Source organism: Proteus cibi, assembly GCF_003144405.1.
Taxonomy (GTDB): domain Bacteria; phylum Pseudomonadota; class Gammaproteobacteria; order Enterobacterales; family Enterobacteriaceae; genus Proteus; species Proteus cibi.
The window spans coordinates 54,442-71,566 of the sequence record NZ_PENW01000018.1 but is presented as its reverse complement, the minus strand read 5'-3'; the positions used below and the strand labels follow the sequence as shown (position 1 = coordinate 71,566).

The window sequence follows — 17,125 nt, the reverse complement described above, 5'->3', positions numbered from 1 at the left end:
GCTCATCGCTTACTAAAAAGCCCTTTGTTGTTGAGACAAAGGGCTTTGTTGTTATTTACGCTAAATATTATCGTATAACTAAAACGGACATTTTGGCATGGCGTACAATTGATGATGCCGTTGAGCCTAATAAATAAGAGGAAACATTCGGTCTATGTGACGCAATCGCAATTAAATCAGCATCAATGTGGCGGGCATATTCTAAAATTTCATCTTTTGCGTTACCGACACCAACATTACATATAATTTGCTCATCAGGAATTTTTGCATCTTTAATCATTTCTTGTAATGCAACAAAAGCGAGACGAGTACGTTCTGATGAATCTTTGAATTTTTCAGGAATAGCAGCAAACTCGATACCAAAGAAAAGTTCAGCATTAGGAATAACGGTGAGGAAGTGGATCTCAGGTTTACCCACCTTTGCTATTTGTTCAATGTGAGCGATCAGTTCCTGAGAAAGTTCATCTTCTAAAATATCAATGGGAACTAGGATTTTCTTATACATTACAAACCTCACTTAGCGTTAGTTTAAAATATTTACCATTATCGCTTAATAGCAAAAAATAGCTGTGATCTGTGTTTTAAATAAGAGTGAGAATGATTATTTACTGCTTTACATTATTAAGCATTAAAAATTAAAAACAGTCTGAAATAATATTAATAATATAATGAAAATAAGTTATACACCTTAACTTGTTGACAGAAAAGAAATTAATAATATTGTCTTAAAAATAAATTTCTCTTTTTCTTATTAAAAATAGAAAATGCATAAAAGAATGATTATCAATTATATTATTGTTCTGTATCTATAAGATTTTATTGATAAAAATAAGAGACAGAAAGATTTAAATATGGCATATTAATAGGCAATGACATCTCAATATGATGTCTGGACAGCAATCTTAGTCCCTAAACTGGATTGTTATTCAGAGTCGTCCTTTATCCTCACCAATGAGTTATGGAACCTGAAATAACCTATGGAACTCTATTTATCTATAGCAAATAGAGTAGGCTATTTAAAACCAAATAAGATTATTATTATGACACATAATCACATTGATGATATTGAGTTGGAGCAGGCTGATAATACGCAGTCTGAAAAATTTAAAGCAGCTAAAAAAAGTACGTTAGTGAGTGTTTTTGTCAATATCATTTTATCCATTTGGCAAATTACAGTGGGCTTTTTCTCACATTCTCAAGGTTTAATTGCTGATGGTATTCACTCACTGTCTGATCTTATTGCTGACTTTGTTGTTTTAATTGCCAATAAAGGCAGTCAGAAACAACCTGATGCTGATCATCCTTATGGACATTTTCGTTATGAAAATGCGGCATCACTTATTCTTGGGACAATTTTATTAATTGTTGGTTTAGGAATGGTGTTTTCTGCCATTCATAAAATTTTAGATCCATCGACTATTCCTGAAGTTCATAGTGTTGCTTTATATGTGGCTTTACTTGCATTAGCGGCTAAGGAAGGATTATTCCGCTATATGCTCGCCGTTGCAAAAAAAGTGGACTCAAATATGTTAGTCGCCAATGCTTGGCATGCGCGTTCTGATGCTGCTTCTTCATTAGTTGTTGCGATTGGTATTATCGGAAGTTTAGCTGGATTTAAATTTTTTGACCCATTAGCCGCATTAATTGTCGGACTATTTGTCGGTCGTATGGGATGGCGTTTTACTTATCAAGCTCTACAAGATTTAATGGACAGAGGGGCAGATGAAGAAACGCTAGAAGAGATTAAACAGATGCTGGTTTCAACACCGGGCGTGCAAGGGGTTCATGATTTAAAAACACGTCGTTCAGGTGATTATTTACTCGTAGATGTACATCTTGAAATCAAAGGTGATCTCACCGTCAATGAAAGTCATGCCATTGTTGTTAATGCACGTAATAATGTTTTGCAAAATAAACAGATCTTAAGTGTGATGGCTCACGTTGATCCCGCTTAAATTCATTTGAGCATCTAGTAAAAAAGGTAATGATAGATTTTCATTACCTTTTTTTGTACTTCAAAAAACGCGGTTTACTATTTTAGAAATTGACACAGTTTTCTTCTACCTGATTACTCAGCGCCGCAATCAGATTATCTACTGCACATTCAGCCATCGCATAGCGCGTCTCTTTTGTTGCAGAGCCAATATGCGGAACCGCAACAACATTCTTCATTGTTAATAAAGGTGAAGATGAAGAGAGAGGCTCTTTTTCAAAAACATCCAGTCCAGCACCAGCGAGCTCTTTTTGTTCTAATGCACTAATGAGCGCCAATTCGTCCACCACAGCTCCACGTCCCGCATTAATTAAATAAGCATCAGGTTTCATCATCGAAAATTGTTTTTGACCGATTAAATGATGTGTTTCTGGTGTTAAGGGCAATGTGATACAGACGAAATCAGACTGCTGTAATAATGCCTCTAAAGTGCAGTGCTTCGCCGCAAATTTATCATTCACTTCTGTATATTCTGTGCGAGAGTGATAAAGAATATTCATATTAAAACCAAAGTGTGCGCGCTGAGCTAAAGCTTTACCTATTCGTCCCATGCCAATAATACCCATGGTTTTATGATGAATATCAGTGCCGTACCAATCAGGTGTGATACCTTTAACCCATAAACCTTGTTTAACATTATCCGCCAGTTCAGGAATACGTCTTGCTACGGCAAGGACTAATCCCATCATGGTATCTGCGACGGTGTCTGTTAATACAGTTGGAGTATGCATTAGTTTTATATTACGTTTGGTGAGTGCATTAACGTCAATATTGTCATAGCCTACAGATACCGTTGAAACGGCTTTTAAATGAGGTGCTTGGTTAATAAAATTTTCATCGATATTGCCACCAGCACCTAGTAATCCAGAGGCATTAGCAAGCGCTAAACGGAAGTCATTAGAGTCTAAAGAGAGTGTTTTAAATTGTTTGATATCAGCAAAATCAGATAGTTTGTTGTACAGTTTTTCAGGAAGATTTTGATATAGCACGACAATCGGTTTCATTACATTTTCCTTATATATTCAACGTGCTTATTGGCGGAGCTTATTGTATATAGTTGTTGATTGTTTTTTCCTCGAATTATTTAGAGGAGTGTGTTCTTACCCTCGCTTAAACATATTAGAGGGATGTCTAATAAGGTATGATAAAACGTATTGAATGTCAGTTTTATCATATAATTAACGGATTAATTCAGATGTAACCGTTTACTTTAAATAAGTGTTGTTTTTTCTTGATAAAGAGGTGGATGTGTTACGTATTGCATTAACTTACTGTAATACAATTTTAAACTCCTATTTTTATAAAATGTAATATGTGCGAAAAGCGTGTAAACGTTTACACTAAATGTCGGTTTGATCACGAAATGATTTTGTTGATCTTGCTAAACTCGGTGTCAGTGAACAGAAACCGTCTTGCGCTTTTCCTTTGAATTGAATCAAAAGAGGTGAATGTGGAAATATTAGTAACAGGTGGTATGGGATATATCGGTAGTCATACTTGCGTACAAATGATTGAAGCAGGCATGACACCGATTATTTTGGATAACCTTAGCAATGCGAATGAAGAAGTACTTAATCGTGTTGAAGCTTTAACAGGTAAACGCCCTCTGTTTTATAACGGTGATATTCGAGACGACCAGCTATTAGCATCAATTTTTGCTAAGCATTCTATTCAGTCTGTTATTCATTTTGCAGGATTGAAAGCGGTTGGTGAATCTGTTCAGAAGCCAATTGAATATTACGACAACAATGTTAATGGCACATTAGTGCTAGTGCGTTGTATGCGTGATGCCGGCGTAAAAAGTATTATTTTTAGCTCATCTGCAACCGTTTATGGTGATCCTCAAGTCGTACCTATTACTGAAGATTCGCCAGTAGGGGGCACAACTAACCCTTATGGCACCAGTAAATATATGGTTGAGCGTATTTTATCTGACTTATTTGTTGCTGATGAAAGTTGGTCTATTAGTTTACTGCGTTATTTTAACCCAGTGGGGGCTCATCCATCAGGTACGATGGGGGAAGATCCTAAAGGTATTCCAAATAACTTAACCCCTTATATTTCTCAAGTGGCAATCGGTCGTCGTGAACAAGTGGCTGTTTTTGGTGATGATTATCCAACTAAAGACGGTACCGGTGTTCGTGATTATATCCATGTTATGGATCTGGCTGATGGTCATATCGCAGCATTAAATGTATTAGGTAAAAAAGCGGGCTTACATATTTATAATTTGGGAACAGGTAACGGTACTAGCGTGATTGAAATGATCGAAGCATTTCGTAAAGCAAGTGGTAAACCTATCCCTTATCAATTACAAGCTCGTCGCCCAGGTGATATTGCAGAATGTTGGTCAAGCCCTGCAAAAGCAGAGAAAGATTTACACTGGAAAGCCATTCGTTCAATTGATGATATGGCTGCGGATGCTTGGCGTTGGCAGTTACAAAACCCAAATGGTTATCTGAAATAAGATTTAAAGTATTCAGATCATCTTGAATAAATAAGAGAGAAGGTTATGTCGAAACTGATTTTTGATCCTGTTGAACATCCTCATCGTCGTTATAATCCGCTAACAGGTCAGTGGATTTTAGTTTCACCACATAGAGCGAAACGACCTTGGAATGGCAAAGATGAAAAGCCTCAGATTGCGACACTTCCCTCTTATGATCCTCACTGTTATTTGTGTCCAAACAACACCCGTGTCTCCGGCGATAAAAATCCAGATTACACAGGAACGTATGTCTTTAATAATGACCACTCTGCATTGTTGCAAGACGAGTACTATGTTGATCCTTCATCAAATCCTTTATTTCAAACTCAAGCTGTAAGAGGAATTAGTCGAGTCGTCTGTTTCTCACCTGATCATGGAAAAACGATCCCTGAATTAGCCGTCACTAGTTTACGTAAAATCGTTGATACTTGGGATAACCAAATAGAAGAACTCAGCAAAGAATATCTTTGGGTTCAAGTATTCGAGAATAAAGGTGAAACGATGGGATGCTCTCAACCTCATCCTCATGGGCAAATTTGGGCGAGTGATTTCTTGCCGAATGAATTAGCGCGAAAAGATACGCAATTAAAAGCTTATTTTGAAAAATACGGGCGCAATCTATTAATCGATTATGTTGATGCTGAATGTAAAGATGCAAGTCGTACGGTTGTTGAAACAGCGCATTGGCTGGCGGTAGTCCCTTATTGGGCTTCTTGGCCGTATGAAACAATGTTATTACCTAAAGTACATATTCGAAGAATGAGTGAATTAAATGATGCTCAGCGAGATGATCTTGCTATTGCCATGAAAAAATTAACAAGCCGTTATGATAATTTATTCCACTGTTCTTTCCCTTATTCAATGGGATGGCATTTTGCGCCTTCTTTTAAAGAGGATAGAAATATCGATCACTGGCAATTACATGCGCTTTACTATCCGCCATTATTACGTTCAGCGACTGTGCGTAAATTTATGGTGGGATATGAAATGCTGGCTGAATCGCAAAGGGATCTAACGCCAGAACAAGCCGCGAATAATTTACGTCAAGTAAGTGACATTCATTATAAAGAGCAACGTTAATGACCTGCAATATGGCAAGGTATTTGAATTAATCTGCTTTTTGCACACGAAATAAATTAAATCAAACATCTCATTATTTACATAATGATGTGGTGGGATTTTTATTACTTAATTTTAAGCTAAGGATTTATTATGCAGGCACTTATTAATAATGTGACTCGTTCATTTTCATCTATTTTTGGCTACGTACCTACACATTTTATTCAAGCGCCAGGTAGGGTAAATCTTATTGGCGAACACACTGATTATAATGATGGGTTTGTTTTACCTTGCGCCATTAATTATCAAATGGTCGTTGCCGCTGCAAAACGAGAAGATAATACTATTCGTGTCATTGCAGTTGATTACCAAAATGAAGTTGATGAATTTAGCCTCGATAACACCATTGAGTTTTTACCTAATAAAATGTGGGCTAACTACGTTCGTGGTGTTATTCATTTTCTACAAAAAGAGAATTATTCTTTTCATGGTATGGATATTGCGATATCCGGAAATGTCCCTCAAGGCGCTGGGTTAAGTTCTTCTGCCGCGTTAGAAGTTGCCATTGGTCAAACGGTTAAAACACTTTATCAATTACCGATTAGCCAAAAAGAGATTGCATTAAATGGTCAAAAAGCAGAAAACCAATTTGTTGGTTGTAACTGTGGCATTATGGATCAGCTTATTTCGGCTTGCGGTGAAGAAAATCATGCACTCCTAATTGATTGTCGTTCATTAGAAACGTCGGCAGTAACCATGCCCGAAAATGGGGTTGTGATGATTATCAATACCAATAAAAAGCGTGGCTTAGTGGATAGTGAGTACAATACTCGTCGTCAACAGTGTGAAGAAGCCGCTCGTATTCTAAATGTGGCTGCATTAAGAGATGCCACATTAGAGGATTTACTTGCTAAAAAAGCATTAATGAGTGAAGTGGTTTATCGTCGAGCTCGTCATGTTATCACTGAAAATAGCCGTACATTAGATGCGGCAGAAGCTTTACGTCAGGGTGATTTAACCACATTGAGTCAGTTAATGATGCAATCACATCACTCAATGCGCGATGATTTTGAAATCACAGTCAACGAGGTTGATTCATTGGTTGAAATCGTGAAATCGGTGATTGGTGATCGTGGTGGTGTAAGAATGACGGGTGGTGGATTTGGCGGTTGTGTCGTAGCATTAGTGACACCAGATTTAGTTGATAAAGTCGTTGACTCTGTTAAGGCGCAATACGAAGCTAAAACGGGATTAAAAGAAACTATTTATGTCTGCTCTGCAAGCCAAGGAGCGGGCTATTCGGAGGCAAAATAATGGCGACTAATGAGCTTCGTTTTTTTGAACCTGAACAAATGACAGCACAACCAGCATCAGATGGAAGATCTGCGCAAATAGTGGTGCTTAAAAATCGTTTTGGTATGTCTATTTCTTTAATGGATATTGGTGCAACTTGGTTAACCTGTATTGTGCCGGTTAATGGATATCGTAGAGATGTGTTATTAGGCTCTGCGAATATGAATGCCCATAAACAACAAACAGCGTATCTAGGTGCAACGGTTGGGCGTTTTGCTAATCGCATTGCAGGAGCAAAGTTTGTATTAGAGGGGCAAGAATATAAAATTAGTGCGAATGAAGGTAAAAATACCTTACATGGTGGTACGCAAAACTTTAGCCATCTTCGCTGGGGGATCACCGCGCAATCTTCTCAATCTGTCACTTTTTCACTGATTTCAAATGATGGTGATCAAGGTTTTCCTGGTACGGTGAAAGTTAGCGTGACTTATACACTGACAGATAATAATGAAGTATGTATCGATTATCAGGCGATAAGCGATAAAACCACGCCATTAAGTTTAACGAATCATGCTTATTTCAATCTTGCGGGTGAACATACTGAGCGTACGGCACTTGAGCATGATTTAAAAATTTGTGCGACTCATTATTTAAAAAATGGTAAAGGCAATATTCCTACCGGTGAATTTGCAAACGTAATAGGAACAGGGTTTGATTTTCGTAAATTAAAACGTGTTGGCATTGATTTTATGGCAGATGAGTGCCAAAAAGCCGCGAATGGTTACGATCATGCATTTATTTTAGATAAGAAAGTGATAGAGGATAAAACCCCAGTTGCGACAGTTATTGCCCCTGAGGGCGAACTTAAAATGGATGTGTTTACAACCATGCCTTCTCTCCAATTCTATACCGGTAACTTTCTGGCGGGAACAAAAGGAAAGAGTCGCCATTATGGCAATTACTCAGGATTAGCATTAGAAACACAATATTTCCCAGATGGTCCTAATCATCCAGAATGGCATGAAAACCAAGGTGTTTTACCTGCAAATACAGCGTGGAATAGCCAAACAATCTATAAATTTTATTCGTAACAACAAAAGGAAAGTGTAAACGCTTTCCTTTTCTCTATTTATTTGATCTTTTTACTTTTTAAATTTCCTTTCTTCGCTGATAATCAAGCCACTTAAATTCTATTACTCTCTTTTTTCTTAGTTTGTAGATTAACGGTACGTTATTTCTTAACCATGAATAAAGGTGAACCATAAGGGGTGGATATGGCGACTATCAAAGATGTTGCGAAAGAAGCGGGTGTTTCTGTCGCGACTGTATCTAGAGTCATTAATAACTCGCCGAAAGCAAGTCAAGCATCTATCGAAACCGTTAATGCTGCGATGCAAAAGCTAGGTTATCGACCTAATGCGGCAGCAAGAGCTTTGGTTAGCCAAAGTACGCAAACTTTGGGGGTTTTAGTGCATGATGTTTCAGATCCCTTTTTTGGTACACTTGTTAAAGCGGTTGATAACGTTGCAAGACAATCAGGGAAACACATCTTGGTTTGTAATGGTTATCATGATGCCCAAGATGAGCGACAATCTATTGAACTATTGATTAATAGTCGCTGTGATGGTCTCGTGATCCATTCAAAAGCACTTTCTGATGAAGAGTTGCTGGCTTATGCTCATGAAGTTAAAAGCATGGTATTGATTAACCGCTTTATTCCAGACATTGCCGAACGTTGTGTCGCTTTAGATAATTATAAAGGGGCATGGATGGCAACAGAACATCTTATTCGTCAAGGTCATACTAAAATCGCGTATATTTCATCTACACATCATATTGAAGATACAACTCAGCGCCTCGCCGGTTATAAAGCTGCATTAGAAGCGAATAATATCTCATTGCCCGAAAGCTATATTGAATATGGAGAGCCTGAAGGTGAGGGGGGAGAAAAAGCAATGATGCATCTGCTAACCAAATCAATCGATTTTACTGCAGTGGTGACTTACAACGATTTTATGGCAGCAGGGGCTTTATCTGTTCTCGATGAAAATGAAATTCCTGTACCTGAAAAAATATCAGTTATTGGTTTTGATGATGTATTAATTGCACGTTATATTCATCCTCGTTTGACCACGGTGCGTTATCCTGTACAAATGATGGCTGAACAAGCGGCAACACTTGCTATCAGACTTTCAAAAGGTGAAGTACTTGAACAAAAACAACGTATTTTTTCACCAACATTAGTTCAGCGTAATTCCGTTTTTAATCTTAGTCACCTCTCTTAATTACCTCACCGACTTTTTAATCTCGTTGCTCCTCTTAATGGTCTTTACATTAAGAGGTTACACTGGGTTAATTTGTGTAATCGTTATCATTTTAAGGTTTGTTTTCAACGGGTATTTGAAGATATTAAATTCGTTAAAGAAAGTTATCATCATGGTTTAAGCTTATATTTTGTTTTACTCACGGTAGCAATCGTTTGTTTACCTGTTTTATGATCCATTTACGTAACATAAGAGATAAATTTGTGAACAGAGTAACGGAAAAAGAATGTGAAAACGTTTACATTAAAATCCTCTTATCTCTATGGGTCTGAAAGGAAAATATTATGCATACAGAAGGTGTTGGATTAAGCACAATAGACTATGCAATTTTTGCCCTCTATGTTGTCATCATTATTAGTCTAGGATTATGGGTTTCTCGTTCAAAGGATGGTGAAAAAAAAGGAACAAAGGACTATTTCTTAGCGGGAAAAACGCTTCCTTGGTGGGCAATTGGTTCTTCGCTTATTGCAGCTAATATTTCAGCAGAACAATTTATCGGTATGTCAGGTTCTGGTTTCTCCATTGGTCTTGCTATCGCCTCTTATGAATGGATGGCAGCGCTGACATTAATTATTGTTGCTAAATACTTTTTACCTGTTTTTATCGAAAAAGGTATTTATACCATTCCAGAGTTTGTTGAGAATCGTTTTAAAAGCCGCAACTTAAAAACCATTCTTGCCGTGTTCTGGCTGGCATTATTTATCTTTGTTAACTTAACATCGGTACTTTATTTAGGTTCATTGGCATTAGAAACTATCCTTGGTGTACCAATGATGTATGCCATTATTGGCTTAGCATTATTTGCTGTTATCTATTCACTCTATGGTGGACTTTCTGCTGTTGCATGGACAGACGTGGTACAAGTATTCTTCCTTATCCTTGGTGGTTTATTTACCACGGTATTAGCCGTCAGCTATATCGGTGGGGATGGTGGGATCATTGCTGGTTTGAGCAAAATGACACAAGCTGCACCTGATCACTTTAAAATGATCTTAGAAAAAGATAACCCACAATTTATGAACTTACCTGGTATCGCGGTACTGATCGGTGGTTTATGGGTTGCTAATCTCTATTATTGGGGCTTTAACCAATACATTATTCAACGTGCTTTAGCCGCTAAATCTATCAATGAAGCACAAAAAGGGCTAGTGTTTGCTGCATTCTTAAAACTCATAGTGCCTGTTCTTGTCGTTGTACCGGGTATTGCTGCATTTGTGATTACGACTAATCCTGAATTAATGGCGGGTTTAGGAACCATGGCGCAAGCGCATATTCCAACGTTATCACAGGCAGATAAAGCCTATCCTTGGCTAACTCAGTTCTTACCTGTAGGCGCAAAAGGTATTGTTTTTGCTGCACTTGCTGCTGCCATAGTTTCATCTTTAGCATCTATGCTTAACTCTATCGCGACTATTTTCACGATGGATATTTATAAAGAATATATTGGACCAAAAGCACCTGAAACACGTTTAGTCAATGTGGGTCGTATTAGTGCCGTTGTTGCTTTAATTATTGCTTGCTTTATTGCACCATTATTAGGTGGTATTGATCAGGCATTCCAATATATTCAAGAATATACAGGCTTAGTTAGCCCAGGTATTTTAGCAGTATTCCTATTAGGTTTATTCTGGAAGAAGACTAATGCAAAAGGTGCAATTATGGGGGTGGTGTTATCTATACCGTTTGCGTTGTTCCTAAAATTAATGCCATTAGGTATGCCATTCCTTGATCAAATGATGTACACCTTTATGTTTACAACGGTTGTGATTGGCTTAGTGAGTTTAACCTCGACGAAAACGGATGACAGCGTAGGGGCGATTGTATTAACCGATAAAACCTTTAAAACACAAAGCGGATTCAATATTGCTTCCTATGCCATTATGATCATCTTGTGTGTGCTTTATGCCGTATTCTGGTAATAACAAGATTGTAATTTGTTAATTTTCTAAATCTAAAAATACTCTACAAAACGATACAAAGCAGATGGTTATACCATCTGCTTTTTTTGTGCTCACGATCCGCTACTTCCGTACTTAATAGAAATGGGACTAATTTGCTTTGATACAGATTAAAAAAAAACACCAAATATGAAAAGAAAATCATTCTCATGAATATTTTATTAAGATAATATTAATCATTCTCATTACTATAATTGTTATTAATTCAGGGAACCGCTATGAACTTTAAAATGGGTGTTTTAAGCGCCTGTATTTTATCTGCTTCTTACCCGCTGTATGCACAAGAAATCAAAGAAGAAAAACTTGTTGTATCAGCATCAGGGTTTGCTCAACAAATTACAGATGCACCAGCAAGTATCACCGTGATCAGCAAAGAACAACTCGCAAAGAAACCCGTTCATGATTTAGCCGATGCCGTAAAGGGGGTTGAAGGCGTTAGCATTAATGGTAATGCGAATAAACAAGAAATTACGATGCGTGGTTTACCGGGCGAATACACACTGATCCTTGTTGATGGTCGTCGCCAAAATAGCCGTGAGTCGCGTCCTAATGGGAGTGGTGGTTATGAAGGTGGTTTTATTCCACCCGCAGAGGCGATTGAACGTATAGAAGTTATTCGTGGACCTATGTCATCTCTGTATGGCTCAGATGCAATGGGGGGTGTTATCAATATTATCACTAAACCGGTAACAAAAGAGTGGCATGGCTCAGTTGCACTTGGCGGTACATTGCAACATAACCGTGATGCTGGTGATTCTATTAAGGGTGATTTTTATCTATCAGGACCCTTAATTGAAGATAAATTAGGCTTACAACTTTACGGCAATAGCTATTTACGTGCTGAAGATAAAATCACGTATGGTCAAGGTCGTAATGACAATAAGAATATTACAGCAAAATTGGCATTCACACCGACTGATAATCAAACCATTTTATTAGAAGCGGGTCGCAATACGCTACAGCGTACAACAACTCCGGGTAAATCCATGAGTGAGTTTACCAATCGTGGTGGGCGTCTTGATGAAAATAAAATGTTAGAAACTAATAATGACCGTAACCACTGGGCATTAACGTATAAAAACCAGTTTGATATTCTGCATTCAGAATTAAGTGTCTATCAAGAACAAACTAAGCGTATTACCAAAACAGAAAGGATTGATAAAACGACGAAGGAGCGTGAAGAGTATTACGAAGATCGTCGTCCTGAAATCACCAATACCGTTTTTGATGCAAAATTTACGGCGTTCTTACCTGATAACGTAATGACCTTTGGTGGTCAATACCAATACTCACGCTTAAAAGATGAATCATCTACTGGCTCAGGCATTAAACAATCCACTATTACAGCGGATCAAAAAGCGTTATTTATTGAAGATGAATATAGCGTAACTGATAACTTGGCGTTAACGGGCGGTGTGCGTCTTGATGATCACGAATATTATGGTAATCACTGGAGCCCAAGAGCGTATGCGGTTTATCATTTAACGGATGAGTTCACTTTAAAAGGCGGTGTGGCGAAAGCCTTTAAAGCACCAAGTTTACGTGAAATTAGCCCTGAATACGGTACGTCAACTGAAAAAGGTCGTGCGATTATGTACGGCAATCGTGATTTAAAACCTGAAACATCAGTCAGCCAAGAAATTGGTATTGGTTATGATAATGGGGATGGTGTTACCGCAAGTGTGACTTTCTTTAATACCGATTTTAAAGATAAATTAACAAACTACGATACCGGTGAAATCGATCCAATCACAGGTTTAAAACTGTATCAATACGATAATGTCGGTAAAGCCAATATTAAAGGGATTGAAACGGCGGTAGGGTTCCCTATTGCTGAAAGTTGGCATGTGAATGCAAACTATACCTATATTGATTCAGAACGTAAAAGTGATGATGAGAAATTAGCATCTGGTGAATCTTTAAAAGGCTATCCACTTGATATGACACCCAAACACAGTGCCAATGCACGAGTTGATTGGCAGTTTGATGAAGCAACCAGTTTTTATGCCAATACCGCTTATACTGGCAAACAAATTTGGGCTGCACAACGTAATGGTTACACAGGGGCACGTTATCGTAGTGGATACACCACCTTTGATTTAGGGATGACCTACAACTTTAATAAAAATACCATGTTTAATTTTGCGGTATTAAATATTACAGATGAAACAGGGCCTGCTGTAAATGATAAAGGCGGTAACTGGGTTGTCGATGAAGGTCGCCGTTATTGGGCGAATATTAAATATAGCTTCTAATCGAGCTTAAATGAAAGTAAACCCCGTATTAAATATGGGGTTTATTTTTTTAAGTCCTTCGATGATTCTTATCTTAATGGTTCACTTTTTAAATGACTAACAGAGTATCTGATTTATGCGAATACTAATGTTATGTGGAATGATTATGTTATCTGCGGTTGTTCAAGCTAGACCTAATCAAGAGGTCCCTGAGATTGAGTCTCAGGCTCATTTTTATTATCAAATTACAAATAAAGAAGTGGCATATGAAGGAAAACAATATCGCCTCTTTCTGGCTATTCCTAAAAATACCACTAAGACAGCGCTAATTTATAGTGTTGATGGAAATGCGCAGTTTCCATTGATGGTAAATGAAGCCATAACGCAGAAAAATAAACCGCTACCTGCCATTATCAGTGTGGGGTATGTGGGGGATAAAGCTTATTTTATTACAGAGAGAACGCATGACTACACGCCGAGTGTAAAAGGAGAAGCCTTTAACCGAGGCGGAAACGCAGAGCATTTTTATCAATTTTTCTTAACCCAAGTAAGACCTTACGCGTTAGAGCAAATCGCTAAAGAAAAAATATCGATTACTCAGCAATCTCTGTTTGGTCACTCTTTTGGTGGTGTATTTACCCTCTATGTTTTATTCAATCATCCAGAAACATTTCAACGTTATATCGCAGCAAGTCCATCATTATGGTGGGGAAATGGCGAATGGGTGAAAAAAGAGCAATGGCAAGCTATTCCTAATGATATTTCAATTACAATAACCTTAGGCGAAAAAGAAGAAAAACCCGATTTAAGCCGATTAAGTGAAGAGCAACAAAAAAATTATCAAGAGCGTAATAGTTGGTTAACGCAACGTCAGTTATGCCAGTATTTATCGGAAGCAGGAAAACAGTGTGCATTTTATCTGTTTGAGGGCAAAGGCCATGGTGGTTCAATTCCTGATGCGATTCATATTGCTTTAGAAAAAAGTGGAGAATAAACCAAAGTATCTCTTTATTTTTAGCTATCCTATCGGGTAACGATAGGATAGCCATGAATATTTGTCATTTTCATTTGATTTATTACGTATTTATTCGTATCTATTCTTAATAAAAATAAATATCGGATTAGCACTATTTCTTTTTGGTAGAAAAGACGATAATCATGATTGATATAAATAAAATTGTTTTCTGACATTAGATTTTATAATTTTATTTATCATCATTTAAACGCTATATTCGCGTCTCCTGAATTTAGGGACGCCATCCACTGTTTTCACCTTTGTTTCTTTTCTCTTTCCTAGATAAAAGAACCGCCTCTATCAGGCATCGAGAAAACAGCGCATCATCAACCGTTTTGATTGTGGAGACGAGGGTAGTGAAACAGAACACTACTTTGGTACGCAAAGGCGACAGTACATTAGTACCTGTGGCTGGGTTAACGGTATTTGCTATCGCGTCAGGCTATTTAATGAGTTTAGTTCCACTGTCTATGAGCAGTTTTGGAATGGATACACTCTATGCTAGCTGGTTAGCAAGTATTTATTTTATTGGATTGTTAATAGGTTCAGTCATGATAGAACCTATTATTGCAAGAATAGGGCATCGTCTTTCTTTCGTTGTATTTTTATTATTACTGGCAGTGACTGTCGGTGTGTTGCCTTTAATGCCTTATTTATCAGCATGGATGGTTTTCCGTTTTATTGGTGGTATGGCGGTTGCAGGTATATTTGTTGTTGTCGAATCATGGCTATTAATTGGCGATAATCCTAAAGAGCGAGCTAAACGCTTAGGATTTTATATGACCTCGCTTTATGGTGGCACAACATTAGGGCAATTAGCGATTGGTGCAATTGGTACGCAAGGTGCTATCCCATTTATGGCGGTATTAGTTTTGCTATTAATTGCGGTATTGCCGCCTCTGTTTTTTAAACAAGGGCAACCACAAGGGCATGATCATAAAAGTTTATCACTCAAGCAGATGAGTCGATTAAATAAAGCTGCTTTAGTAGGCTGTATGGTGTCGGGTGTTGTGATGGGCAGTATTTATGGCATGATGCCGTTGGCTTTAAATCAGGGGCAATTTACAACAGACCAAATAGGTGTGTTGATGGCAGCAATTATTTTAGGCGGAATGGTGGTTCAGCCTATTATTAGCAAACTGTCTGTAATGATAAGCAAGACACTGTTATTAGCGATGATGTGTTTAGTCGGCGTTTTTGCCATGGGACTGACTTATCTTTCTAGCGATTATATGGTGCTTATTATTGCACTAGCGCTATTAGGAATGTCTTCTTTTGCACTTTATCCTATCGCTATTACATTGGCGTGTGATCATGTGAATGCGAGTTACATTGTCGCCATTACGCAAGTGATGCTATTAAGTTATAGCATTGGCTCTGCTATTGGGCCTTTAGGGGCAGGGATGTTTATGGCGCAAGCTAATAACGGCATTATGAATTTCTTCTTTGTGGTGTTATTAGTGACGGCAATTTACATGCTCTTTGCAAGTCTACGCCGTAAAAGTCATATTGTATTGAACTAAACTGTTTTCTCTTACTTGCTCTCTTTCTATTCTTTTTCTCGTATTTATCAGCCGAGTTTACCGTAAAGGTGGCTCGGTTTTTTTATCTCTACGCTAAAAACGAATTAAGACTTCCCTTATATTTTTATGCTGTGCTTTATCAGTATAAACAGATAACGTCATTTCTTTCTTAAATAATGGATTTAACTTTTTCATGGAGAATATACAGTGAAAATAATGAAAATTAGCGTTTTACTCTTGCTTATTATTCCTTTCTCAAATGCACAAGCGATAACTTCAGAGCAAAATAAAAAGCTGGTGGAGTATGCTGCCGACTTACCAAAAGCCGTCTTTTACGACTCTGATTATCGTAAAATAGACTACCCAATGGGAGACGTTCCTGCTTATAAAGGAGTCTGTAGTGATGTGATCATTCGTAGTTATCGTGGGATCGGCATCGATTTGCAAAAATTATTGCATGAAGATATTAAAGCAAATTTTTCCGCTTACCCAAGTAAACGAATGTGGGGACTGAATAAACCCGATACAAATATTGATCACCGTAGAGTTCCCAATTTAGAGGTCTTTTTTACACGAAAAGGAAAAGTAAAACCAATTACAAAAAATGCAGAAGATTATGTACCGGGGGATATTGTTAGCTGGCGTTTAGATAATGGACGGCCTCATATCGGCATTGTGGTAAATAAGAAAAGCTGGGATAACCAACGCTATCTAGTTATGCATAATATTGGGTTTGGGCAAGTCGCTGAGGATGTTTTATTTTCATGGAAAATAACAGGGCATTTTACCTACTAAATAGGTAAACGAGGAAAATGATAGTACGCAATTTTTTATAAAAATAATAACAGTAAAATAAATCTAAAATTTAAACAGTAAATAAAATAATGCCCATACTGATTTGATATAAAGTATGGGCATTATTTCTGGGGAAGAATATTTTCATCAGAAATATTCATATATTATTCCTCTAAGCCACCGAGTAACATACTAACGACAGCAGTAGAACAGATAAAAGAAAGGAAAAGGATAAAAAAAGAGCTACTGATCATAATGCCCTCCAAAATTTTTGCTATTTTAAATAAAAAACCTCACTAAATACGCGTTATTAATTCATTACCTTATATACTAGGTCATTTAAAAATAAAGTCAAACTAACGTATTATTTAATAATGATTTTTTGTGCTGTTATTTTATTTTTAAGATTGGAGGGTGCTCAAGGATCAGGAGGGGCTTAACCC

At 37.4% G+C, this 17,125-nt stretch carries 13 protein-coding genes; 11 read left to right on the top strand and 2 right to left on the bottom strand.

What is annotated here, in order from left to right:
- Positions 1 to 67: 67 nt before the first annotated feature.
- Complete coding sequence (locus DK865_RS10405; RefSeq protein ID WP_023581562.1) at positions 68 to 505, bottom strand: universal stress protein; 438 nt, start codon at positions 503 to 505, stop codon at positions 68 to 70.
- A gap of 535 nt (positions 506 to 1,040) precedes the next feature.
- Here DK865_RS10405 and DK865_RS10400 point away from each other — a divergent pair.
- A complete protein-coding gene (locus tag DK865_RS10400; RefSeq protein ID WP_109391958.1) occupies positions 1,041 to 1,955 on the top strand; it encodes a cation diffusion facilitator family transporter in 915 nt (304 codons plus the stop codon).
- 82 nt (positions 1,956 to 2,037) lie between these two features.
- Here the strand turns inward: DK865_RS10400 and ghrB are convergent, their stop codons facing one another.
- Complete coding sequence (gene ghrB / locus DK865_RS10395) at positions 2,038 to 2,997, bottom strand: glyoxylate/hydroxypyruvate reductase GhrB (protein WP_109391875.1); 960 nt, start codon at positions 2,995 to 2,997, stop codon at positions 2,038 to 2,040.
- Positions 2,998 to 3,443: 446 nt separating this feature from the next.
- On the opposite strand from ghrB, the gene galE reads away from it, so the two are divergent.
- From galE to DK865_RS10345, 10 genes are all read left to right on the top strand, one after another.
- Positions 3,444 to 4,460: a UDP-glucose 4-epimerase GalE gene (gene galE / locus DK865_RS10390; RefSeq protein WP_036912487.1), complete on the top strand. Its 1,017-nt coding sequence runs from the start codon at positions 3,444 to 3,446 to the stop codon at positions 4,458 to 4,460.
- Positions 4,461 to 4,505: 45 nt separating this feature from the next.
- On the top strand, positions 4,506 to 5,561 hold the full coding sequence (locus DK865_RS10385) for a UDP-glucose--hexose-1-phosphate uridylyltransferase (RefSeq protein WP_109391874.1): 1,056 nt from the start codon (positions 4,506 to 4,508) through the stop codon (positions 5,559 to 5,561).
- A gap of 132 nt (positions 5,562 to 5,693) precedes the next feature.
- Complete coding sequence (gene galK, locus DK865_RS10380) at positions 5,694 to 6,854, top strand: galactokinase (RefSeq protein ID WP_109391873.1); 1,161 nt, start codon at positions 5,694 to 5,696, stop codon at positions 6,852 to 6,854.
- On the top strand, positions 6,854 to 7,924 hold the full coding sequence (galM, locus tag DK865_RS10375; protein ID WP_023581567.1) for a galactose-1-epimerase: 1,071 nt from the start codon (positions 6,854 to 6,856) through the stop codon (positions 7,922 to 7,924). The genes galK and galM overlap by 1 nt, the downstream gene beginning before the upstream one ends.
- 183 nt (positions 7,925 to 8,107) lie before the next feature.
- Complete coding sequence (locus DK865_RS10370; protein ID WP_023581568.1) at positions 8,108 to 9,118, top strand: substrate-binding domain-containing protein; 1,011 nt, start codon at positions 8,108 to 8,110, stop codon at positions 9,116 to 9,118.
- A 323-nt stretch (positions 9,119 to 9,441) separates the two neighbouring features.
- Positions 9,442 to 11,076, top strand: coding sequence for a sodium/sugar symporter (locus tag DK865_RS10365; RefSeq protein ID WP_023581569.1), 1,635 nt, complete (start codon positions 9,442 to 9,444; stop codon positions 11,074 to 11,076).
- A 257-nt stretch (positions 11,077 to 11,333) separates the two neighbouring features.
- Positions 11,334 to 13,370, top strand: coding sequence for an IreA family TonB-dependent siderophore receptor (locus DK865_RS10360; protein ID WP_109391872.1), 2,037 nt, complete (start codon positions 11,334 to 11,336; stop codon positions 13,368 to 13,370).
- 115 nt (positions 13,371 to 13,485) lie between these two features.
- Positions 13,486 to 14,343, top strand: a complete 858-nt coding sequence (locus DK865_RS10355; protein WP_228407765.1) for an alpha/beta hydrolase — start codon at positions 13,486 to 13,488, stop codon at positions 14,341 to 14,343.
- Between the two features lie 377 nt (positions 14,344 to 14,720).
- Entirely contained in the window at positions 14,721 to 15,887 is a 1,167-nt protein-coding gene (locus DK865_RS10350) for an MFS transporter (protein WP_036912492.1), read from the top strand.
- Positions 15,888 to 16,103: 216 nt separating this feature from the next.
- Positions 16,104 to 16,682 (top strand): DUF1287 domain-containing protein, encoded by a 579-nt coding sequence (locus DK865_RS10345; protein WP_023581572.1) that lies wholly within the window; start codon positions 16,104 to 16,106, stop codon positions 16,680 to 16,682.
- The last annotated feature ends 443 nt before the right edge of the window (positions 16,683 to 17,125 follow it).